Source organism: Herpetosiphon gulosus (assembly GCF_039545135.1).
In the GTDB taxonomy this organism is placed as follows: Bacteria; Chloroflexota; Chloroflexia; order Chloroflexales; family Herpetosiphonaceae; genus Herpetosiphon; species Herpetosiphon gulosus.
The window spans coordinates 210,318-232,691 of the sequence record NZ_BAABRU010000011.1 but is presented as its reverse complement, the minus strand read 5'-3'; the positions used below and the strand labels follow the sequence as shown (position 1 = coordinate 232,691).

Genomic DNA, 22,374 nt, shown 5'->3' with positions numbered 1-22,374 from the left:
GCGGTCATGATGGTCAGTGAACCGTTATCACCAATACGTATCCGACGCGCACGCGGACATCCACAAACACCATCGTGAAATTGTGGCATTGTTCCGGTTGGGGAGGCTGCGCAGGATGGGAGCCATAATCCTTATTTGAACGGCATTGGGACTTAACCCAGCTAGCCCCGAAAAGTTGTAGCAAACATCCGTTATTGCTCGTCACGTAGAGCGAGTGTATCGGTCTCCTCATCCACTCAATCAGCAACATCGCGTAGCTGGGCATACGCGGGATACAGGCATACATATTTTTTGGATGGAAACCGCGCTTGGGACATCCACCACAAACCCACAATGTTCACATCCAGCCGCAAGAGGATTCATTATTTTTAATGCTCCTGTAACCAGTGCCATTGCCAACTGGCCGCCCCGCAATCAGCACTAATCGACATTTTGCCCCGACTGTTGTCTAAACAACAAAATTGTTGATTTGCGTATTGACGAGCGGTTCAGCCATCCTCCATACTATCGGCAACATCTGTTGCTTAGCAAACAGATGTGGTTCATTCTTGCAAGCGGAGGTTGCAGAGCAACATCGCCCGTTGCATCGTGCACGTGCTGCTGGGTGGATGTTTTTGATGGACAGGGTGATGAAGGCGTTTCAGTAAGAGCATGCCAAGGCCAGCCTGCCGTGGATCAAGGAGGTGCCACGCGCTCTGATAGACATGGCGCTGAGTATGATCCTTGCGATTGGCTTGCACGCCTCACGGCGTGAAGGGCAGGCGATCAGCTTCAATGCTGTTTAGCTCGTCCTGGCCATGTTTATAGCCTATGGGCGATTTCTGATCGTGCCGCCGTAGTAGCGTGCCGATAACCACAATAATGGAGAACACTTTCTATGCCTACACTCGCAATTGTCGGCGCTGGGCCAGGGATGGGTCTAGCAATCGCACGGACATTTGGCCGCAACGGGTTTCAAGTGGCACTGGTCGCACGCAATCAAGACAAACTCACGAACCTTGTTGCGCAACTTGAGGAAGAGGGCATTACGGCAGCGGGTTTCACCGCCGATGTATCTGACCGCTCATCGATCGTCGCAGCATTTGATGCTGTCAAAACACACTTCGGCCCAGTCGATGTACTCGAATTCTCGCCGGCCAACTCGGCGCTACCCTTTGCTACGCCAACCGAGGTGAGCATCGCGAACCTTCAGCCGCAGATCGACTTCTATATCTATGGTGCCATCACGGCGGTCGAACAGGTATTGCCGGATATGCTGACGCGCGGTAGTGGCACGCTGCTGTTCACAACAGGTGGCTCCTCGATCAACCCATCGCCCATGTTTGCGAACATCGGTATTGCCAGCGCAGGGCTGCGCAATTGGGTTTACAGCCTCCATGCGGCCTTGGCTGAGCACGGAATTCAGGCTGCCCATATCGCGATTAGCGCTTGGATCGGAAAGCAGCCGGGTGCCGAGCCGGAAAGCATTGCACCGCTGTATTGGGAACTCTATAGCCAGCGCGACCAGATCGAGCGACACTTTCTGGCATCTTGACCCGTGGGTATCGGTGTCTGATTTTAGGACTCATAGATAGGGTAGTACGCTAAGCCATTGCCTTGGCAACACATACCGATCCTTCACTAAGGCAGTAGTGCCATTGGTTTGGTGCTTCCCCTCGCCTGCTGGGCGGGAGCGGGGGCTAGGGGGTCAGGAAATAGTAGAACTTGTTCATGTAAAATCATTACAGCCAAGGTAACCGCGAAGGACACGAAGAAACACGAAGCAGTAGCCTGCCGTTGTGTCCTTCGTGTCCTTCGTGGATCAATATTTCATCCCTCATCCTTCATAATTCATCCTTCTCAACCCTACTCATCATCGTCGTGTTGCTGTTTGGAGTTGGCGATGATCGTTTGGGCTACACTATGCGGCACATCATCATAGTGATCAAGCCGCATCACAAAATCGCCACGCCCTTGGGTAATTGAGCGCAAATCGGTAGCATAACGCTGGCATTCGGCCAATGGCACATGGGCTGTAATCAAAGTGCGACTATGGCCGATTTGCTCCATACCTTGCACGCGCCCCCGTTTGTTGCCATTCAAATCGCTCAGAATATCGCCGACATATTCATCGGGCACATTGATTTTCAAGGCATAGATTGGCTCAATAATCACTGGGTTGGCTTTACGAGCAGCCTCGCGGAAGGCAAATTTACCAGCAGTTTTGAAGGCAATTTCTTTGCTATCAACTGGATGTTCTTTGCCATCGTAAATCGCCGCTTTTACGTCGATCACTGGATGCCCAGAAAGCACACCCAAGACCATCGATTCACGCACGCCCTTTTCAATCGCTGGCCAGAACGAACGCGAAACCACCCCACCCACAATCTCGCTAACAAATTCTAATGGATCAGCACGATTCGGATCAGTTGGCAATGGTTCAAGCCGCAGCGAGATTTCAGCAAATTGGCCCGCGCCACCTGTTTGTTTTTTGTGGCGATAAGTGGCAGTTGCTGTGCTACTGATCCGTTCGCGATAGGGCACGCTGGGTATTGCCAAATCAAAATGTACATCGAATTTGCGTTTGACCCGTTCGGCCACAAAATTCAGGTGGGTTTCGCTCAAACCAGCAAGCAGAGTTTCGCCAGTTTGGATGTCGCGTCCGAGATGTAAGGTGGGATCTTCTTCGACGATCCGATGCAAAGCATTACCCAGCTTATCGAGATCGTTCTTGGAGTGAGGCGTAACTTTGGCGGTAAAGGCAGCTTCGGGGTAATTCACGCTGCGTAAGCGTAAAGGATTTTCGGGGCTGTAAAGCGTGTCGCCGCTGAGCGTATCAGCGAGCTTGGCCACAGCTCCCAAATCGCCAGCACTAACCGAGGAGACAGGCATTTGCTCCTTGCCGCGCATCTGGAAGAGCTGGCCAATGCGTTCTTCGCGACCTGTACGAGCATTGCGCACCAGCGAGTTCGAATGCAATTCGCCGCTAAACACGCGGAAGAAACTCAAGCGCCCAACATATTGGTCAACCAAGGTTTTGAACACTAAAGCGCTGAGTGGCTCATCAGCCTTGCCTTCGAGAAAATAATCGTCATCATTGCGCAAATCGTGGGCGGTCGTCAAACGATTGGCTGCCGACGGAATTGCATCGAGAATCCCATCAAGCAATTGGGGAATACCCGAAAGCGTGGTGGCCGAGCCAATAAACAACGGCATAATTGTATGGGCATTGATTGCCGCTTGGAAGCCTTGGCGAATTTCCTCGGCACTCAGGGCATCGGCTCCGCCTTCCAAATATTCTTCAATCAGGTGGTCGTTGGTCATGGCAATTTTTTCGATCAAGCCATCAGCCATTTGCAGCGCTTCTTGGCGAATTTCAGCTGGGATTTCGGCAATTTCGTAAGCGCCATCTTTGCCATTGTGATGCAGCCATGCTTTGCGTTTGCGCAGCGACACGATGCCCTTAAAGTTGGCTCCGCTGCCGATTGGCATATGCACAGGCGTGATCGCCTCGCTCAACAAACCCTTGGCTTGTTCAACGGTACGTTGGAAATTGGCATTTTCGCGATCAAGCTTGTTAATAAAAACGACCCGTGGGATATTTGCCTCACGAGCCATTTGCCAAAGTAATTCTGCACCAACTTCCACCCCGCCAGCCGCATCGAGTACCAGCACCATCCCATCGATGATGCGGAGCGCCGCAGCGGCTTCACCTCGAAAATCGGCATAGCCAGGCACATCGATAAAATTGAACTTGTTACCATTCCATTCGATTGGAATTACCGAGAGGTTAATTGAGGCATGACGTTTAACTTCATCGGGGTCGTAATCGCTAACCGTCGAGCCATCTTCGACACGCCCCATACGTGGGAGAGCTTTGCTGGCGAAAAGTAGGGCTTCAGCGAGGGTAGTTTTGCCAGCACCGCCATGGCCAAACAGGCCAATTGTGTGGATACGATCCGGACCGTACTCTTTCATAGAGACTCCTCCTTTGGAGTTACTTGAAACGACGACGGAATCAATGTGAGGTTGATTGTCTGTCGATTATAGCGCCGTCGTGACCGAACGGCAAGCCTAGCCAGATCTATTGCTCAAATAAGCCAAACAATCCAAATCCTCTTGATGTTGATTTAGGCTTTGAGCATACCACTTGCCAAGTGGCAGAAAGTTGTAGTTTCGCTACCGTTGGATACAAAGTAAAATTTTTTAGGGCAAAGTGAGAATGGGTTTGCTATTGAGGGAAAATAAAAAAGGTTCTAAAACCACAAACGGCTCGCATAATGGAGCCGCTTGTGGGAGAGAAGAGAGAGGAGAAGGTTTGAACATATAGTACCGCAACAATCACTCTCTGTCAAGAGGGTTTTTCGTGTTTTAGTCACGCAATGTTGCGAATTCGTCACAACCTAGTTGCTTTGGGTTTCCATGCCCGCCCAAAAAGCTTGTAATTTTTCACGAACTTTGCCATGCTCAGGCAATTCCAATTCAGGATCAAGCTTCAATATTCGTTCAGCCTCAATCCGGGCCGCATGCAGCAAGCGCGTATCAGTCAACTGGGCAACTTTGAGATCAGGTGTGCCGCTCTGACGAATGCCAAAAAACTCGCCTGGCCCACGCAATTCAAGGTCAATTTCAGCCAAGCGAAAGCCATCCTCGCTCTCTTCCATCGATGAAAGCCGCGCCACCGTGACATCATTATCTTCTTTATCGCTGACCAACACACAAAACGATTGATGGCTACCCCGCCCAACCCGCCCACGAAACTGGTGCAATTGAGCTAAACCAAAGCGCTCAGCCCCTTCAATCATAATTGTTGTAGCATTGGGAATATCAATCCCAACTTCAACCACCGCCGTTGCCACCAAAATATCAAATTCACGGTCACGAAACTGAGCCATAATCGTGTCTTTTTCGCCCGAAGTCATGCGGCCATGAATCAAGCCCACCTTGAGATCAGGGAAAATCTCGTGTTGCAAATGCTCTTGCTCAACAATTGCCGATTTTACATCTTCGAGTTTTTCGCTTTCCTCAACCAAGGGGCAAATCACAAAGGCTTGGCGACCAGCCGCAATCTCCTTGCGCATATGTTTGTAGGCTTTGCTGCGTTCGCCCGAGGTGATCCATTTGGTGCGAATTGGCTGGCGGCCTGGTGGGCGTTCGTCGATTACCGAAACATCAAGATCGCCGTAAATCGTCAAGGCCAACGAGCGCGGAATTGGCGTGGCAGTCATTACCAACAGATGTGGATTGAAGCCCTTGCGTTTGAGTGCCTCACGCTGCTCGACCCCAAAACGATGTTGCTCATCGACCACCGCCAAACCGAGTGCCTGATAATCGACATTGGCCTGAATCAGGGCATGGGTTCCAATAATGATATCAACTTCGCCATCAGCGATCAGTTTGAGTGCTTCACGGCGTTGGCGAGCTTTGAGGCTACCTGTCAGCAGCGCAACTCGAATGCCACCTGGCTCAGGTTCTGGCTCGTCGGCAAGCATCAACAATTGCTTAATTTGGGCTAATCGATTGCGTTTCTCTTGATCAAGCTTATCGCGCCAATCGCCGTTGCTGTTGGTTTCACGGCCTGGAATTTTGACGTTTGCGAGTAATTTTTTCAGCCCCCGATAATGTTGCTCGGCCAAAATTTCGGTTGGAGCCATCATCGCCCCTTGAAAGCCTGCCGCGACTGCTTGCACCAAGGCCGCCGCCGCCACCGCCGTTTTGCCCGAACCAACGTCGCCCTGCACCAACCGCGTCATAGGCACGGGTCGCTCCATGTCACGGCAAATTTCGTTGAATGTCCGGGTTTGGGCATTGGTCAAAGCAAAGGGCAAGCTACTCAGGTAGGCATCATGAATCGCTTGATTAAAAGCAATTGGCTGGCCTTGCACCCCTTGATACAGCCGTTTGCGCTGCAATACGCCCAACTGAATATACAAAAATTCATCAAAGCCCAAGCGTTGGCGAGCACGTTGCACCATCGCCCAGCTATCGGGAAAATGAATTTGGCTGATCGCAACGCCCAAGGGCAATAATCCAGCTCGTTCGCGTAGTTCAATCGGCAGTGGGTCGGGCAAGGTTGGGGTCAAGGCATCAACAACCCGTTTAATCACTTGACGGGCATTGCGATCTTGCAAGCCTTTGGTCAGTGGGTGAACAGGTACAAGTCGGCCTGTATGCACCAAATCGTCTTCAACAAATGGCTCCCACTGTGGGTTGCTCATCGATTTCATTTCGCGGAACATGCTGACTTTGCCACTGAGCACAATCCGCATGCCTTCGCGAAATTGCTTGGCCATCCACGTACCACGAAACCACGAGGCCTTGAGCACGCCCGTATCATCGCCAACGGTAATTTCTACGCCCTGGCGGCCTTTAGCATTGAAGCTTTTGATCGCATCAACGGTCACAATCACCGTATCGGTTTCGCCCACCACCAAATCGCAAATCTGCTTGCGTTTGCTGAAATCGTCGTAGCGATGGGGCACGTGATACAGCAAATCTTCGAGCGTATGCACATCGAGTCGGGCGAATGAACGGGCGGTGCTTGGCCCAATGCCTTGCAAATTTTTCAACAAGGTATCGATTGGCGGCACAGCACCCACGGGTTCAGCCGGAGCTTTGGGCTGTTTGCGAAACAAATTGCGTAGCCGATCAAGCGCGACACTCAAACGAGCCTCACGTTCAGCATGGCTCAAATCGGAGTAGCCATCGAGTGCATCAAGCACGCCCTGCACGACTGGTTCGTGTAAAGCTTGGGGATGTTGGGCCTGCCATTCACGCAGAAATATGCTGATGCCTTGGTTGGTCGCAGTATCATCGCAGCCAGCCTTTTCTTCGGCGGCCAAGGTTTTGCCAAGTTCAATAATATGCTGATTTGCTTGCATAGCCATCAAAATCTAGATTCGCTCAATTGTGCTTTATTGTAACAGGGATCAGGGACTAGGGATCAGAGTAGTCAATAATCCTGAGGACAGGATTGATAATGGATAGCCTTAGGTCGGTTATGGCACAAATTAATTGACATAGCACATACGTTCGTGTATACTCGAAGCACAAATTCTCCAAGTTGCTGTTTGTGATCCACGGTGCGCACCTTTACCTGAGGGCTTGAATCAAGTCCATGCTAGGCTTTTACAGCTGCGATGCTTGGAGCATTGCCACGATTGAGTACAACACGAAGGGTAACCGAGATGCAGATTGAGCCAATTCAATTAACTCACAAACGCCATAACTATTTGCCGATGGCCTTTTTATGGCGTGGCATCAGCCATCAGGTCGCCAAGATTGAGCGAGTTTGGAGCAAAGAGGCGCGTTGGGCCCGACCACCACGCCACTACTTTCGGGTGCGTTGCACCAACAATCAAGTTTACAACATTTTCCAAGATGTGCGCTTAAATGCGTGGTGCGTTGAACGCTAGAGGAGGCCGACCGTGTATTTAGCTTGGTTTGATGATCATCCGCGTAAAGAGTTACGCTTCAAAATTGCCGAAGCAATTTTTGCTTATGAAGATCGTTTCGGCGAACGCCCAAATGTTGTGCTGGTCAATGCTACCCAAATCTTTAACGAGGATGTTGAAGGGGTACGGGTGGTTTCACGGCCTTATGTTCGCAAAGATAACTTTTGGGTTGGCATCGAAGGCATCGTTGCTAGCTCGTAATCAATTGCTGCTTCTATAAGATTTGTGTTAATTCTCCTCTAGCTTGGCCGTTTTCAAAATCGACTTGTGGCACAATATATTGGGATACGCATATCTGCGTAATTCGATATATTGTGCTACGAGGAACTTATGTCATTGTTCGAGCCATATACGCTGCCTGTTAGCGGTGTTACCCTGCCCAATCGCCTCGTTCTCGCCCCCATGACCACCTATTCGGGCACACCGGAAGGCCAAATTAGCCCAGGTGAAGTTGCTTTGCTCCAACGTCGTGCTGCTGGCGGCTTTGGAACCGTTATCACCGCCGCTTGCTATGTTGATCGGGCTGGTCAAGCGTTTATCAATCAATGGGGCTGTGATAATGATGACAAGCTCGATTCATTACGTCAAGCAGCCAGCGCCATCAAGGCCGAAGGGGCAATCGCCATTCTACAAATTCACGATGGCGGACGCATGGCTGATCCCAAAGTGTTAATCGAGCCAACGCCACGCTCAGCCTCAGCCGTTGCCGCCGAACGCCAAGGCTACCTTGAACCTCGAGCCATGAGCGCTGCCGAAGTTGAAAAAAGCATCGCCGATTTTGCCGCTGCGGCCAAACGGGCAGCAGTCGCAGGCTTCGATGGGGTTGAAATCCACGGTGCAAACACCTATTTGATTCAGCAATTTTTCTCGCCACACTCCAACCGCCGCGACGATGAGTGGGGTGGCGATTTAGAACGGCGTTTGCGCTACCCAGTAACGTTGGCCAAAGCTGTGCGCGAAGCCGTCGGCGATACCTTCATTGTGGGCTATCGCTTCTCACCAGAGGAGATCGAAAATCCAGGCATTACGCTTAAAGATACTTTGGTTTTGGTTGATCGTTTAGCCGATTGCCGCTTGGATTATTTGCATATTTCGTTGGGCAATTATGCTGCTGGCTCGATCCGCAACCCTGAATCAACCCAACGGCTCAGCCCGTTGGTGATTGAAAGATTAGCCGGGCGTGTGCCCTTGATGGCAGTTGGCGGGATCGAAACCGTTGAACAAGCCGAATTGCCATTAAGCGATGGTGCTGAATTGGTAGCACTTGGCCGAGTAGCATTATGGGAGCCAGATTGGCCCAATAAAGTTAAAGCTGGTCGCAGCGATTTGCGCCAAGCCTTGCCAGCTAAAGATGGCGATGTGATTTGCAGCTTGCCTAAGCCGTTGTATGAGGTTTTAGTCCAACGCGCTGGTTGGGTCAAAGTTGCCGCCGAGTAGCTGCTAAAATTTAACGCAGAGGCGCAGAGGCAGCCTTTAGAGAACTTTTTTGATCAGCCACAGTTTTTGTTTTCATTGCAAATATTATTCAGATCAAATTGGTACTTTGCTTCTCTGTGCCTCTGCGTTAAAGCCCAATCCCCAATCCCTTATTGCTCTGCTCCCTGACAACTAGCCCCTGATCCATAGACTCTTGCAACTAATCATCGTCGTCGTTACCTTTGCCTGGTCCAGGTGGTTTAGGCTTTTTGGCTTCTTTGACCGCAATCACCAAAGTAATGCGGCTATTTTCGGCGATTGGGCTACCAGCAGCTGGCTCTTGGCTTAAAATTCGATCTTTGGCTTGCTCGTTGGCTTCTTCGACAAAATCGATTTTTAGCCCCAACTGACGTGCTTGCTGCTCGGCCTCGCCGCGTTTTAGCCCGACAAAATTGGGCATGCTAGGCAAGGGTTGGCTGGCGATGGTGGGTTCGGGAGCCGGAGTGCTGGTTGCCTCGGCCACAATCGTTGCCGTTGCTTCAGCTACAGGCTCAAGCGTGGCACTTGGTTGAGCAACAATCGTCGCATTGCCACTAGCGCTGGGTTGTTGGGGATCGCCGCTCAGTTTGGCAAAGGCAACCGCAATCATCACTACAAACGCCAAGGCGGCTAGGGTTAGGCCAATTTGTTTGTTGGCAGCAGGTTTGGGATTGGCAAGCAAAGCTTTGGTTGGGATTGGTTGAGGTTTGGCCTGCACCAAGGCTGCGGTTTTAGGTGGCACACGCACCGCCGTGGTCTCCATATTGTGAATCGAAACCGTTGAGCGGTGGCGCACTGGCATGGCAATCGTGGCCGAATTTGCGCCCTGTTGAATGCTCTCGATCTCGCCAGCTAAGGCTTGGGCTGAGGCAAACCGCTGGCTTGGCTGGCGCTCAGTCGCGCGTTTGATCAAATGCTCAATCGCGGTGGCTGTGCCAGGCAAGGCTTGGCGTAATGCCGGCACACCTTCATTCAAATGGCGCTGCACAATCGCCCACGCCGAATCTCCATCAAGCGGCACGCGCCCGGTTAATAGCTCATACAACATAATTCCCAAGGCATAAATATCGCTGGCCTCGATGGTTGCTCCACCTTCAGCCCGTTCGGGAGCAATATATTGGGGCGTGCCATAAACTTGTTCGGCATTGGTTGTGCCGATTGCTTGCACAATTCCAAAATCGAGTAAAACCGCATGGCCATCGGCATTAATCCGAATATTTTGCGGCTTGACATCGCAATGGACATAGCCTTGTTGATGAATCGCAGCTAAGGCTAGGGCAATTTCACGAGTCCATGTCAGGGCTTGGGGCGCAGCGACGGGCAATAATTGATCAAGGCTTTGGCCTTCGATCAGCTCTTGCACAAAAAACGGCCCGCTGCTTGGATCATGGCCGACATCGAAGATTCGGGCAATATGGGCATGGCTCAATTGGGCGGCGGTTTGGGCTTCGGCGCTAAATTGCTGGCTCAAGCTAGGATTATTGGCAAACTCAGGCCGCAAAAGCTTCAAGGCCACATCGCGCTTGAGCAACAAATCACGGGCACGATAAACCGTTGCCATGCCACCTTGGCCAAGCGTTGCTAAAATCTGGTAGCGATTTGCTAGGGTTTGATTCATAGAATGACGTGGCGCTTCCTCTCCATCCCTTTATGGGTGGGGTTTCCGCGCCGCCCTCCAAGCTTGCATCAGTTTCCAATTACTGGTATCATCATAATATGAGATTAATTGCACAACTCAAATTGTTGCCGACCCCTGACCAACATGCGGCATTGCTGCATACGCTGGAACAGGCCAACGCGGTGTGTAATGCGATGAGTGCAGCGGTCTGGACCACGCAGACGTTCAAGCAATTTGATCTGCATCGTTTGGTGTACGCTCCCACCAAGGCCACATCGGGCTTGTCGGCGCAAATGATTGTGCGCCAGATCGCCAAAGTTGCCGATGCCTACAAACATGACCGCACTGTCCAGCGCATATTTACCCCGCGCGGGGCGATTTCCTACGATGACCGCATCCTCAGTTGGAACCTGCACGCCCCATCCGTCAGCATCTGGACGCTCACTGGGCGGCAGTCGATCCCGTTTGTGTGCGGCAAACGGCAATGGGAACTGCTGCAATCGCGGCGTGGTGAAACCGATCTTGCCTATGTTCGTGGACAATTTTACCTCCTTGCGAGCTGCGATGTTGAGGAACCAACACCCGATGATGTGGACGGCGTGCTTGGTGTTGACTTTGGGATTGTCAATATCGCGACGACCAGCGATGGCGATACGTACAGCGGTGCGGCGGTTGAACGCACCCGCCAACGCTACAGCCGCCGCCGTTCCGCCCTGCAAACGGTTGGTACGAAGAACGCCAAACGGCGCTTGAAGCAGATCAGCGGCAAACAACGCCGCTTTCAAAAAGATACTAACCATCGAATCAGTAAGCAGCTTGTTGCAAACGCCCAACACACAACGCGTCTGATTGCCGTCGAAGCGTTGACGGGGATTCGAACGCGGGCAAGGGTTCGCGGTGCAGCGCAGCGTGCGAAACACAGCAATTGGTCGTTCCACCAACTGCGATCGTTTGTGACGTACAAAGCGGCGCGGGTCGGCATCCAGCTGATCGCGGTTGATCCACGGTTTACGTCACAAGCGTGTAATCGCTGTGGCACGGTTGACAAGCGCAACTGACCGAATCAAGCGACGTTCTGTTGTGTAGGGTGTGGACATACCGATCATGCTGACCACAATGCTGCGGCAAACATTCGTGATCGGGCGCTGGTCACCGCGCCTATGGCGACAGGCCTCCGGGTCTAGTTGCAAGCCTCGCCCCTTGTGGGCGGGGTAGGTTGACTGCAGCATCCTTATTGGTTGAGCCAATCTTGCGGCTATGATAGCAGAATTAAAAAAATTAAGAGGCGTAAGCTACGCCTCTCAACATCATTCGCTTAGTTTAATTTTAGACGGTTTCTGGTTCGCCCAAGATTTTGTTGGTTAAGTATAAGGCCAAACGGGTGGCCAATGTACCCAAGGCCAAGCTCAACAAACCATAGACAATCCGCCGTTTCAAATCATCATCCATGAATTATTCCTCCTAAATCAAAAAGCGCTGCTAGGCGCTAGTATAGCATTTTTAGTCGCGGCGACCACCAAAAACCCGAAATGCGAAGTAGGCAAACGTCAAAATCGATTGCGCCGCAGCCGCAACATAGGTCCAAGCAGCAGCATTCAACACCTTGGAAACCGCTGCTTGATCTTGTGGGCTAACCAAACCATTGGCGATCAACATTTTTTTGGCGCGGCTTGAAGCGTTGAATTCAACTGGCAAAGTTACCAACGTAAACAGCACCGCCCCAGCAAACAGCACCAAGCCAATCAAGGCCATGGTAAAGCCAATGCCGCCACTGCGTGAAGCAGCACCAAACATCAGGCCCAACATCACCAACCAAGTACCAATGTTGCTGCCAATGTTAGCAATCCCAACGATGGAGCTACGCAAGCGCAACATGGCATAGCCTTCGCGATCTTGCAGCGCGTGGCCCAATTCGTGGGCAACCACGGCCATCGCTGCGACTGAAGGATTAACCGACGATTGCGAAATATTGATCGACTTATCGGCGGGGTTGTAGAAATCGGTCAATTGGCCAGCAACTTGATTGACCCGCACATAGTTCAGGCCTTCAGCGTTCATCAAACGTTGAGCCACCGCAAAGCCGTTCATGTTGTGCATATTGGCCACATTGGCATATTTGCTAAATGTCGATTTGACATACCACTGTGCCCAGAAAGCAAACAACATACCAGGGATGGCGAAAACGAAATACAAAGGGTCGAAGATCATCGGTATCCTCCAAGGCGATGCTTGTCAATGTTCCTGTCCGCATGGACAGAAAATTCTAACATTAAGTATAGCAAGCTCTAGGCCTAGGCGTGTTAGCATGACATTAATACGCATACCCAAAATAGCACATAGAAGGAGTTTGCATGAATGGTGGAGGCTGGCGAGGGTTTGTTCGCGCCAATGAGGACGAACAACCCACCATCAGCCGCATGTTGTTGCAGCGCGTATGGGGTTATGCCAGACCCTATCGCAGCGGCATCATTGTGGTCTTAATTACAATTTTCATCGGAACCTTGTTGGATCGGATTACACCGTTGTTGGTGCGCCATTTGATCGATGTGGCGATTCCAGAGCGCAATCTAGGGCGATTAAATCTGGTTGCTGTCGGCTTAGTTGCAATTCCCTTGATCGGTGGTCTGCTCGATATTTTGCAGCGTCGCCATTCATCATTGGTTGGCGAAGGGATTATTTTTGATCTGCGGCGAGCGTTGTATAGTCATATGCAGCGCATGAGTTTGCGTTTTTTCACCAGCACCAAATCGGGCGAGTTGGTTTCGCGGCTCAATAACGATGTGGTTGGTTCGCAACGGGCGGTTACGGGCACGCTGATCACGTTAATCACCAATGTCATTACTGTCAGCATCACGCTGTTTATTATGTTGACGATTGAATGGCGTTTAACCTTATTAGCCTTGCTGGTTTTGCCTTTGTTTATGCTGCCAGCTCGCCGCGTTGGGCGAATTGTGCGCAACTTGACCCGCTCACAAATGCAGGCCAACGGCGAAATGAATGGCTTGATGGGCGAAACCTTGAATGTTAGCGGCGCGTTATTGGTCAAGATTTTTGGGCGACGCAACGATGAAGTCGCCAAATTTAGCCAGCATGCTGGTGAAGTCCGTGACCTTGGCATTCGCACCGCCTTGGTCATGCGCTCGTTTTTTGTGATGGTTGGTTTGGTCAGCGCAGTTGGCGTGACCTCAGTTTATTGGTTTGGCGGCTATCTCGCAATCACCTCGGATAATTTTAGCACTGGCGATATTATTGCCTTGGCCTTGTATTTGCCTGGTTTGTATGGCGCAATTTCTACGTTGGTCAATACACGGGTCGAATTAGCTTCATCATTGGTTTCATTCGAGCGGGTATTTGAAATTCTCGATTTGCCGCTAGAAATTGTTGATGCTGAGCAACCTCAAATACTACAAACCATTCGCGGCGAAGTGCAATTTGAGCATGTCTGGTTTCGCTATCAGGCTGATGAAATGAGCAGCCTCAGCTCACGCGATGGTAAAGAAACTACCATAATCAGCCCAATTACGACCCGTGAATGGGCCTTGAGCGATATTGATTTCACCGCCAAACCAGGCCAATTGGTGGCTTTGGTCGGGCCATCGGGCGCGGGCAAAACCAGCCTAACCTACCTGTTGCCACGTTTGTATGACCCCAGTCGTGGCCGTGTGCTGATTGATGGAATTGATGTGCGCGAGTTGGAGCTTGATAGCCTTGGCCAAGCGATCGGCATGGTCACCCAAGAAACTTTTCTCTTCCACGAGAGCTTGCGGGCCAATTTGCGCTATGCCAAGCCCGATGCAACTGATGCTGAACTAGAGGCCGCCTGTCGCGCTGCCAATATCCACGATTTGATCGCCAGCCTGCCCAATGGCTACGATACGGTGGTTGGCGAACGGGGCTATCGCTTCTCGGGTGGCGAAAAACAACGGATCGCGATCGCCCGCGTGATCCTCAAAAACCCACGGATTTTGGTGCTTGACGAGGCCACCTCAGCGCTCGATTCACGCTCGGAAGCATTAATTCAGGCCGCCCTGCAACCATTGCTCAAAGATCGCACCAGCATTGTGATTGCCCATCGGCTTTCGACAATTTTGGCAGCCGACTTGATTTTGGTCGTCGATCAAGGCCGCGTGCTCGAACGGGGCACGCATAGCGAGTTATTAGCCCAAGCCGGATTGTATGCCCAGCTCTATCAGACCCAATTTAAGGAGCGGGAACAAGCCTTAGAACATAGAACATAGAGCAGAGAACAGGGAGTTGGAGCTTTTTCAACGCAGAGGCGCAGAGGATTGTATGGTTATGGGCTGAAGGCTAGCGGCTAGCGGAACGTTTTGTAGTATCCCAATAATTCCGCTAGTCAAAAGCCCATAGCCTAGTGCCTTTCTCCCTCACCCCTCGTCCCTCCGTTTCACAAAACGAAACGCGCCGCCTTTTTCCACATCCATCACATGGCCACGCCAAACAATTCGCTGTGGAGCAAGCAAGGCTTGAATTAGTTGCACCGGAATCAATAATTCTAAACATGGCACCAATAGCCAATAGCGGCGTGGCGTGGCCTGCTCAAGATAGTGTTGATCAATTTGAATAAAACTGATCAGGCCAAGCAGAGTGTAGCTTGCCGCAAACCAGCGTTGGCGTTGACTGGGGCGCAAGACGGTCACTATGGTCAAAACCAATGGAAACAATGTGGGCACAATTGCCAAACAAAACATTAAGCTGCGTTCGCGCAAATTCAAATGGCGTAGCAGCGATTCACGCGGGAAGATAAACCAACGCTGAATGAGGCTGCGATAGCGTTGGGCATTGGTCACGGTGGTACGAATTGCATGGCGCATGCTGGTTTGTTGCAAGCGCAGACCAGCCTGTTTAACCCGCTGGGCCACCGCAAAATCGTCGGCCAAAATATGCTCTAAGCCAGCAAAACCATGCAATTGCTCCAAAACTTCGCGGCGCATGGCATAGAACATCCCATTAATCGTAAATGGCTCGCTCACTTGGCTATAAGGCACATAGGTCAGCAAACTATTGCTATTAACAAACAATGCCACCAAACTCGACCAAGCATTATCGAATGAGCGATAGTAGGGCAATCCAAAGGCCAAGCCAATGTCCGCTTGATCCAGCCATGGTAAACATTGTTCCAAGCCATAGGCTGGCAGGCTAGTATCATCATCAAGCACACAAATAATCTGGCCTTGGGCTTGTTGCAATCCAGTAATTAGCTTGAAGGTTTTGGGATTAACCCGCTCGGCTGGTGCTGGCAGGCTGATAATGCGGATAGTTTGATCGGCATATTCAGCTTGTAATTCATAGCAAAGGTGTTGGGCGACCTGATCATCGTCATCAATTAACCACAGCCATTCGCGCTTATAGCTGCTTGGAGCATTCAAATTGGCGCGTAAACATGTAGCCAGATGGGGGTCGCCACTCAAAATTGGCTGGAGCAAACTCACCAAGGTTGTTGCAGGCTCGTGTTGCATAGCAGGGATAGGCTTATCAAAAAAGCGCCAAACCTGCCACCACTTCCAACAGCGTTGACCAAGCATCAAGCCACACAACACTATCCAAGCTCGTTTAATCATGATCTTGCTCCTTGCCCAACCACTGTGCTGAGGCCGAACGCCGCAACCGAATACGCTCCCCACGCCAAACAATCGTATCATCGCCCAGCAAGCCCCACAGCATCAACAATGGGTCAAGCAATGTGCCAATGATGCTCAACGGCCAAGCCCACCAAGGCAATTTGGTTTGGCAATAACGCTGCATTTGCCAACGCTGCAAGCCTAATTGCGCTAGTAAACATGCCAACAGCCAAGGTCGTAGTTTTGGCTGGCGAATGCTTGCCAAGGCCAAAATTGTGGGAATAGGCTGAGCAAGGCTGGTCAAACTGGTCACAAACTGGTCGTGCTGGTTTAGATCAGGCAGCATCAGCACGCGGGGAATCGTAAACCAACGCTGCATCTGCTGAAGATAGGCTGGTAAATCCACAAAATAATTATCAACAGCGTAGATTAATGGCGTTTGTAGATTGCGCAGGCCATGGGCTTGCACCCGCCGCGCCAACTCATGATCGTCGTCGATGCGCCCCTGCATGCCACTAAATCCGCCAATTTGTTCAAACACCCTGCGTTGCAAAGCAAATTGATGCCCAGTAATCGTGTATGGCTCGGTCAAAGCCGCCAAGCCGATATAGCTGGGCAAGGCATTGGCATTAACAAAATTGCTCATCAAAGCCGACGGCAAATTACGCCAATTCACATAGCAGGCCAAACCAAAAATCGCCCCACCCTGCGGCTGCAACAAGTATGGTAAAGCTTGATTCAAACCATCAACGGGCAAGCTAACATCATCATCAATAAACCATAACACCTCGGAATTGGCTTGGGCCAGCGCAGCTTGCAATTTAACTAATTTCGAAGCGCGTTGGCCCCAATCTGGCGCAACTTGGATAATGGTGATGCGCTGCTCAGGATTTTTTCTCTGTAAAGCAGAACACACTGCAAATGTTTGACTATCAGCTTGGTCGATCACCCAATAATGTTGCAGTTGGCCCGTATAGCTCAATGTGAGACGTTGTTGCAAGGTTTTGGTTAAATCGAAAACCCCATGAGTTAATGGCTGAATCAAATCAATGCTGGGCCAACGTTTGGGTGCTGGTGGCTGAGACTTGGCAAAAAACCGTCGAATCATCAACCAACGCCAACAGCGATCAAGCAGATACCACCAAGCCAACCAACGCATTAGGCAACCTCAATCCAAGCCAAAGCCCAATCAATATAGGCATCAATTTGCGCCAGCGATGCACAATGTTGGGCGTGGGCCATGAGTTGGTAATTAGCAGCAGGGTAATATTGCCGCAACAACTGTTGATCACGCTGCCCAAACAAACCATCATGTTCAGCCACAATCATTGCCAACTTACCATGCCAGCGGGCCGCGCCCAAATGCCAATCAAGCTCACGCCACCAATTCAACAAGCGCAGATAATCGTGGCGCTGCAAATGGTGAATATTATGGTGCAAGCGCTCAGCCCAGAATGGCCGCAAGCTAGCAGCCATCGGCTGCAAAAATTGCTGTGTGCCATGCCAAAACAAGCGCCGCACCACGCCCAAGGGCAAGATCGCGACCAACGGTTGTAGCAATGTCAGCCAAACCCAGCGACTTCGGCGCGGCACGCCCGTATCGGAAAGTAGCAAACCCAAGGCCAACTGCGGGCGATAATGCAAAACAGCTTGGGCGATCAAACCGCTATACGAGCCAGCCACAATCCAAGCTGCCTCAAGCTGCAAATGCTCAAATAATTCTTGTAGCTTGGCTGCTAAATCTGCGAGCTTACCAATCGTGTTGGGATAGGCCAGGCTAATCACCCGAAAGCGTTGATGGCCACGGGCCAACCAACGAAAAGCTAGATCAGCGCGGGCCAAACCACCAGGCAAAATCAACAACACAGGCAAATCGCCACCAGTATCACAAAACTCCCATGTGTGGCGGTTGATGGTTAAGCGCTGAAGTGGATAACGCTCAAGCATAGCCTGATAGCAACGTTGGCAATCGGCAGCAGTTATGAGATGTTGAATCAAAATCGCTCCAGCATTACCCATCAATTGGCAGGCGTAATTGAATATGTGCGCCTTGCTCACTAGGAATTAGCATAGCTTCACCGCCATGAGCACGCAAAATTGTGCGGACAATTGCCAAGCCCAAGCCTGAGCCACCTTCAGCACCACGCACGCCCCGTTCCCAAATTGCCTCACGCAAGGCGGTCGGAATCCCTTCGCCAGTATCTTGCACATCAATCACCACCTGATCGGCGGTCAAACTGACGCGCATGCTAATTTGGCCGCCTGGTGGGGTGGCCCGTAAAGCATTATCAAACAAATTTAATAAAGCCTGCTTCAAACGGTCGCGATCAGCCTCGACCACAATTGGACGCGGCGGAACTTGGGCCAATAATTCAACGCCGCTCCGTTGTGCCCGCCCGCTCAAATTCTGCACCAATTCGTGGATCATCGCACCAAGATCGAGGGTTTGTTTGGGGCCAAGGGTCAAGCTGGGCTGAGCATCATTGCGCAAAAGCTCATCGGCCAAACGCGCCAAACGGGCAATTTCGGCCTGCATTGCCCGAATCGATTGAGCTTGTTCATCAGCGTTCTCGGCATCCTCGATATTTTCCAAATAGCCGCCCAAGGCCATCATTGGGGTGCGCAATTCATGCGAAACATCACGGTAAAAGCGCCGCTGAGCCTCAGATTGCTGCTCGATCCGCGATAAACGCTCGGCTAGTTGGTCGGTCATGGTATTGATTGAACGCGCCAATTGCACAATTTCGGATGGGCCACGTTCAAGTGCCCGTTCAGTTAAATCACCATCAGCCACTTGTTCAGCCGTTTCACGCAATTGACCAATCATACGGGCTAACCAACGGGCCACCAACGAAGAGCCTAAAAAGGCCGCTGCAAAGGCCAAACCAATCGAAATAAACACAAAACGAATCAACACTCGCAACAAGCGATCTTCATCTTCGACGCTTTGCGAAACCTCAATCACCCCCACAACTTTTTGCTGCCAACGGACTTGGCCCGCCACATAGCGCCGACCACGGGTCTCGGCCACAAACACGGTTGGAATGCTGGTCACAAATTGGCTGGCGGCAGCACGGCTGGGAAAAGCCGAGTTTGAGCCATTGGCCCCAAAAATCTGGCCCGCACTGCCAAACACCCGAATTGCCCCATCGCCACTCCCAACTGGCCGACTCAACAAAATATTGCTAGCTGATTGCAAATCGCCATCGCTGGCAATCAATTGCTCAGCAAAGGCTACATACAATTCAAGCTGATTATTTAATTCTAAGCTGCGGCGATCAGCTTCGCTGATGCGGACACCTAATAGAATAATTAATGCAATTAATGCTAATGGCAAGACACTAACCGCCACCATCGTGATGGTGAGGCGGACTGCCAAGGTTACAATTTTTGGGCGTTTAAATTTCTTCATGGCAGTATTATCGCATAGCTAGGGGGCTTGCATAGCATGATATAATCGCCTTTGAGAAAAAATCTCCCCTGATACGAAATAAATGTAGAAAGTGTAGAGGCAATGTCTACGTTAACCTACCCATCGCTGCCTGTGCCATTTGAAATGATTGGCCCTTGTGGCAAGCAATCGACCCATCGTCGTTTTTTTATGGCCAAAAAATCGGGCATTCCGCACCTCGTTTGGTGGGAAAGCCGCATTCCTGATGCCTTGCGCAAACAACAAATGGTCGTCCAGATTGCCGACCAAGCTGGTAGCGAAGTAGCAATTTTAGATGTGCAGTCGTTGACGCTCCAACAACTATTGGATACAGCCGGAAGTTTGCCAGCGCAGGTTGCGGCCCAATATGCCTTAGGCTTAATTGAAACTGCTGAATTCAATCATCGCCAACGCACCGCGCTCACTGCCAGCAATCTGTATGGGCCAAGCCTGCTTGATCTTGGTTCACAAGGCACAATCGTGCCAAAAATTGATCCCAGTGCTGGTCAAAAGGCTGGGCCAATTCCAGCCCAACTCTTGCCAGTCAACGAACAGCCCAGCCCTCAATGCGATATCTACTACATCGGAGCATTGATCGCGTGGATGCTTAGTGGTCAATTTGCCCCACAAGGCAACCCTTTGGCAATGCTACCAGCAATTGATGGCACGCTACGCAGCATTTTGCAACGAGCTACTGCCGCTAACCCCAGCCAACGCCCAAGCGCCCAAGACCTTGGTCAGCAAATCCAAGATTGGTTATCGGGCAAAGTTACCCCAGTTGCCAAAAAGAAGCCTTCCCACTTGAAGTGGCTGGCGGGCGCAATCGCAACCGCAGCAATTATGTGGTTGGTAATCTATGCTTTGTCGCGCCGCGATACCGTACCAAATACCTCGTTTGGAACAGCCGAAGCCAATGGCGAAACTACCGATTTTAACCAAGGCAATACGAGCAATGGTTTGATGCAGCTAGAAGATATCGATGGGGTTGAAATTAATCGGATTGACGATACCCGCTTCCCTGAAATTGATATGTACTTGAGCGTCATGCGCCCAACTGGTGTCATAACCGATGTACCACGCCAAAATGTGAGTGTCTTTCAAAATGATAATCCGATCGAAGGCTTTTCATGGGTCAATCTCTCACGGGTCAAAGATCCGCTTAATATTATGTTGGTCATGGATACCAGCGGGAGTATGGGGCCAAGCAAAGAGGGTTTAACCGATGGCGGCCTTGATGCAGCTAAAATTGCGGCCCTCGATTTTCTCGATCATCTGCCCTCAAACGCCAATGTTGGCTTGATTCACTTTGGTACGTTGGTGACGGTTGACCATTCACTAACTGATGATATTGAAGCAGTGCGCCAAAGTATCACCGAGCTTAAACCCGAAGGCCAAACCGCGATCTACGATGCATTGGCGATCAGCTATACCCAATTGCGCCGTGCCAAAGGCCAAACCTTCATCGTCTTGATTTCTGATGGCGCTGATACTGCCAGCAAAGGCGATAATTACGACAGCATCGTGACCAAAGCCAATAAAGCCAAAATTCCAACCTACATCATCGGCCTAACCAGCCCTGAATTTGATGGTAAATTGTTGGAGGATTTGCAGCGCGATACCAAAGCCATGATCTACCAAACCCCTTCAAAAGAGCAACTTAGCAGTTTTTATGGCGAAGTCGCCGAAGAAGTTTCGGGCCAATATCGCGCCAGTTTCAACATTCCTGACAGCTATAACACTGGCGACGAAATTATGCTCAAGGTCGAGGTCAACGCTGGCGATGGCCGCTTAGTCACCAAAGAACGCAAGTACATTCATCCCTAATTGTTGATCACCAATCAAGTGTCTATCGCAGCATCGTTAAGGTGCTGCGATTTTTGATCGGCTTAAACTTATGCTACAGTGCAGGCCACAATCACCACAGCGAGAACACGTATGTTGGATTTACAAAAATTACGGATGTTTGTGGCAGCAGCTCAAAGTCGCAATTTTACCCGGGCTGCCGAGCAACTTGATCTAACTCAACCGACCGTGAGCCAGCAAATTCAGACCCTTGAGCGCGAATTAGGCGTTAGTTTGTTCGAGCGGCTAAGCCGAGGAATCGAGCTAACAGCGGCTGGGCGAGCGCTCTTGCCGCATGCCGAGCAAATGATTGCCCTCGAACGGATTGCCGAGCAAGCGGTGCGAGCCGCCGCTGGTCAAAGCGAACGCACCTTACTGTTGGGCGTTGGCAATACCTTGGCAACCTATGCCCTGCCCGATTTGCTGCAACGTTTCAACTGGGAACACCCTGAGTTTGTGGTACATATTGGCACTGGCAACACTGAACAATTGCTAGCTCAAGTCATTTCAGGCGAGTTTGAATTGGCCTTGGTTGGCTCGCCAATTGTGCATACCCAATTGATCATTATGCCGTTTTTGACGACTGAATTGGTCGTGATTGTCAGCCCTGATGACCCATGGGCACGCTTGAAACAGATTAATATCGAGGCCTTACACGGGCGACGCATGCTCTTACGCGAGGAAGGTTCAGCCTTGCAAGCCAGCGTCAGTGAATTGCTCAACGCCCAGCAAATTCGCCCCAAACAACCAATTGTGCTAGGCAATTTAGAGGCGATCAAACGTTCGGTTGAGGTTGGCTTGGGCATCGCCTTAGTGCCAGCCATGGCCGTGCGGCGCGAAGTAGCGGCTGGCCGTTTGCGCCAAATTCATTTAGCCAATGTGCCAACCCGCCGCGTTTATAACGTCGTGCATCATCGCGACCGCCATATTACCAACGCCGCCCAGTTATTCCTTGACCTGTTGCGCAAACCCTTGGGGCCTGATACTAACGAATGAGCGGTTGATATGCTATGATAT

Annotated in this window: 17 protein-coding genes; 8 read left to right on the top strand and 9 right to left on the bottom strand. The window is 51.0% G+C overall.

Annotation, left to right across the window (positions count from 1 at the left end):
• The first annotated feature begins 877 nt into the window (after positions 1-877).
• Positions 878-1,534 (top strand): SDR family NAD(P)-dependent oxidoreductase, encoded by a 657-nt coding sequence (locus ABEB26_RS16500; RefSeq protein WP_345723143.1) that lies wholly within the window; start codon positions 878-880, stop codon positions 1,532-1,534.
• 311 nt (positions 1,535-1,845) lie between these two features.
• On the opposite strand, the gene fusA is transcribed toward ABEB26_RS16500, so the two are convergent.
• Complete coding sequence (fusA, locus tag ABEB26_RS16495; RefSeq protein WP_345723142.1) at positions 1,846-3,957, bottom strand: elongation factor G; 2,112 nt, start codon at positions 3,955-3,957, stop codon at positions 1,846-1,848.
• Positions 3,958-4,382: 425 nt separating this feature from the next.
• Entirely contained in the window at positions 4,383-6,860 is a 2,478-nt protein-coding gene (gene recG / locus ABEB26_RS16490; RefSeq protein ID WP_345723141.1) for an ATP-dependent DNA helicase RecG, read from the bottom strand.
• Positions 6,861-7,166: 306 nt separating this feature from the next.
• On the opposite strand from recG, the gene ABEB26_RS16485 reads away from it, so the two are divergent.
• The 3 genes from ABEB26_RS16485 to ABEB26_RS16475 all read left to right on the top strand — a co-directional run bounded on the left by ABEB26_RS16485 (position 7,167) and on the right by ABEB26_RS16475 (position 8,870).
• The gene (locus ABEB26_RS16485) at positions 7,167-7,394 is read left to right on the top strand and encodes a DUF6504 family protein (RefSeq protein ID WP_345723140.1); all 228 of its coding nucleotides are present in this window, start codon (positions 7,167-7,169) and stop codon (positions 7,392-7,394) included.
• Positions 7,395-7,406: 12 nt separating this feature from the next.
• Positions 7,407-7,634, top strand: coding sequence for a hypothetical protein (locus ABEB26_RS16480; RefSeq protein WP_345723139.1), 228 nt, complete (start codon positions 7,407-7,409; stop codon positions 7,632-7,634).
• Between the two features lie 129 nt (positions 7,635-7,763).
• Positions 7,764-8,870, top strand: coding sequence for an NADH-dependent flavin oxidoreductase (locus ABEB26_RS16475; RefSeq protein ID WP_345723138.1), 1,107 nt, complete (start codon positions 7,764-7,766; stop codon positions 8,868-8,870).
• A 199-nt stretch (positions 8,871-9,069) separates the two neighbouring features.
• Here the strand turns inward: ABEB26_RS16475 and ABEB26_RS16470 are convergent, their stop codons facing one another.
• Positions 9,070-10,506, bottom strand: coding sequence for a protein kinase domain-containing protein (locus tag ABEB26_RS16470; protein ID WP_345723137.1), 1,437 nt, complete (start codon positions 10,504-10,506; stop codon positions 9,070-9,072).
• A 98-nt stretch (positions 10,507-10,604) separates the two neighbouring features.
• On the opposite strand from ABEB26_RS16470, the gene ABEB26_RS16465 reads away from it, so the two are divergent.
• Entirely contained in the window at positions 10,605-11,564 is a 960-nt protein-coding gene (locus ABEB26_RS16465; RefSeq protein ID WP_486348314.1) for an RNA-guided endonuclease InsQ/TnpB family protein, read from the top strand.
• A gap of 268 nt (positions 11,565-11,832) precedes the next feature.
• On the opposite strand, the gene ABEB26_RS16460 is transcribed toward ABEB26_RS16465, so the two are convergent.
• Positions 11,833-11,955 carry a hypothetical protein gene (locus ABEB26_RS16460; RefSeq protein WP_287045181.1) on the bottom strand — a complete coding sequence of 41 codons (123 nt, stop codon included), beginning with the start codon at positions 11,953-11,955 and terminating at the stop codon, positions 11,833-11,835.
• A gap of 51 nt (positions 11,956-12,006) precedes the next feature.
• On the bottom strand, positions 12,007-12,714 hold the full coding sequence (locus ABEB26_RS16455) for a zinc metallopeptidase (RefSeq protein ID WP_345723136.1): 708 nt from the start codon (positions 12,712-12,714) through the stop codon (positions 12,007-12,009).
• Positions 12,715-12,857: 143 nt separating this feature from the next.
• Between ABEB26_RS16455 and ABEB26_RS16450 the strand changes: the two genes are divergently transcribed.
• Positions 12,858-14,744, top strand: coding sequence for an ABC transporter ATP-binding protein (locus tag ABEB26_RS16450; RefSeq protein WP_345723135.1), 1,887 nt, complete (start codon positions 12,858-12,860; stop codon positions 14,742-14,744).
• A 147-nt stretch (positions 14,745-14,891) separates the two neighbouring features.
• Here the strand turns inward: ABEB26_RS16450 and ABEB26_RS16445 are convergent, their stop codons facing one another.
• The 4 genes from ABEB26_RS16445 to ABEB26_RS16430 are packed head-to-tail and all read right to left on the bottom strand — an operon-like array spanning position 14,892 to position 19,497.
• Positions 14,892-16,085 (bottom strand): glycosyltransferase family 2 protein, encoded by a 1,194-nt coding sequence (locus ABEB26_RS16445; RefSeq protein ID WP_345723134.1) that lies wholly within the window; start codon positions 16,083-16,085, stop codon positions 14,892-14,894.
• Positions 16,078-17,244 (bottom strand): glycosyltransferase, encoded by a 1,167-nt coding sequence (locus tag ABEB26_RS16440; protein WP_345723133.1) that lies wholly within the window; start codon positions 17,242-17,244, stop codon positions 16,078-16,080. The genes ABEB26_RS16445 and ABEB26_RS16440 overlap by 8 nt, the downstream gene beginning before the upstream one ends.
• On the bottom strand, positions 17,244-18,083 hold the full coding sequence (locus ABEB26_RS16435) for an alpha/beta fold hydrolase (RefSeq protein WP_345723132.1): 840 nt from the start codon (positions 18,081-18,083) through the stop codon (positions 17,244-17,246). Before ABEB26_RS16435 ends, ABEB26_RS16440 begins: the two co-directional genes overlap by 1 nt.
• Positions 18,084-18,096: 13 nt before the next feature.
• Entirely contained in the window at positions 18,097-19,497 is a 1,401-nt protein-coding gene (locus ABEB26_RS16430; RefSeq protein ID WP_345723131.1) for a sensor histidine kinase, read from the bottom strand.
• Positions 19,498-19,599: 102 nt separating this feature from the next.
• Between ABEB26_RS16430 and ABEB26_RS16425 the strand changes: the two genes are divergently transcribed.
• Both ABEB26_RS16425 and ABEB26_RS16420 read left to right on the top strand, forming a co-directional pair.
• Positions 19,600-21,339 (top strand): VWA domain-containing protein, encoded by a 1,740-nt coding sequence (locus ABEB26_RS16425; RefSeq protein WP_345723130.1) that lies wholly within the window; start codon positions 19,600-19,602, stop codon positions 21,337-21,339.
• 111 nt (positions 21,340-21,450) lie between these two features.
• Positions 21,451-22,353: a LysR family transcriptional regulator gene (locus tag ABEB26_RS16420; protein ID WP_345723129.1), complete on the top strand. Its 903-nt coding sequence runs from the start codon at positions 21,451-21,453 to the stop codon at positions 22,351-22,353.
• Positions 22,354-22,374 lie beyond the last annotated feature (21 nt).

What these genes read in the sequence shown, in the direction of transcription:
- ABEB26_RS16465 (WP_486348314.1), top strand. Translation starts at nt 10,605, where the DNA reads ATGAGATTAATTGCACAACTCAAATTGTTGCCGACCCCTGACCAACAT.
- recG (WP_345723141.1), bottom strand. Translation starts at nt 6,860, where the DNA reads ATGCAAGCAAATCAGCATATTATTGAACTTGGCAAAACCTTGGCCGCC.
- ABEB26_RS16430 (WP_345723131.1), bottom strand. Translation starts at nt 19,497, where the DNA reads ATGAAGAAATTTAAACGCCCAAAAATTGTAACCTTGGCAGTCCGCCTC.
- ABEB26_RS16470 (WP_345723137.1), bottom strand. Translation starts at nt 10,506, where the DNA reads ATGAATCAAACCCTAGCAAATCGCTACCAGATTTTAGCAACGCTTGGC.
- ABEB26_RS16460 (WP_287045181.1), bottom strand. Translation starts at nt 11,955, where the DNA reads ATGGATGATGATTTGAAACGGCGGATTGTCTATGGTTTGTTGAGCTTG.
- ABEB26_RS16420 (WP_345723129.1), top strand. Translation starts at nt 21,451, where the DNA reads ATGTTGGATTTACAAAAATTACGGATGTTTGTGGCAGCAGCTCAAAGT.
- ABEB26_RS16485 (WP_345723140.1), top strand. Translation starts at nt 7,167, where the DNA reads ATGCAGATTGAGCCAATTCAATTAACTCACAAACGCCATAACTATTTG.
- ABEB26_RS16475 (WP_345723138.1), top strand. Translation starts at nt 7,764, where the DNA reads ATGTCATTGTTCGAGCCATATACGCTGCCTGTTAGCGGTGTTACCCTG.
- ABEB26_RS16455 (WP_345723136.1), bottom strand. Translation starts at nt 12,714, where the DNA reads ATGATCTTCGACCCTTTGTATTTCGTTTTCGCCATCCCTGGTATGTTG.
- ABEB26_RS16500 (WP_345723143.1), top strand. Translation starts at nt 878, where the DNA reads ATGCCTACACTCGCAATTGTCGGCGCTGGGCCAGGGATGGGTCTAGCA.
- ABEB26_RS16440 (WP_345723133.1), bottom strand. Translation starts at nt 17,244, where the DNA reads ATGCGTTGGTTGGCTTGGTGGTATCTGCTTGATCGCTGTTGGCGTTGG.
- ABEB26_RS16450 (WP_345723135.1), top strand. Translation starts at nt 12,858, where the DNA reads ATGAATGGTGGAGGCTGGCGAGGGTTTGTTCGCGCCAATGAGGACGAA.
- fusA (WP_345723142.1), bottom strand. Translation starts at nt 3,957, where the DNA reads ATGAAAGAGTACGGTCCGGATCGTATCCACACAATTGGCCTGTTTGGC.
- ABEB26_RS16445 (WP_345723134.1), bottom strand. Translation starts at nt 16,085, where the DNA reads ATGATTAAACGAGCTTGGATAGTGTTGTGTGGCTTGATGCTTGGTCAA.
- ABEB26_RS16425 (WP_345723130.1), top strand. Translation starts at nt 19,600, where the DNA reads ATGTCTACGTTAACCTACCCATCGCTGCCTGTGCCATTTGAAATGATT.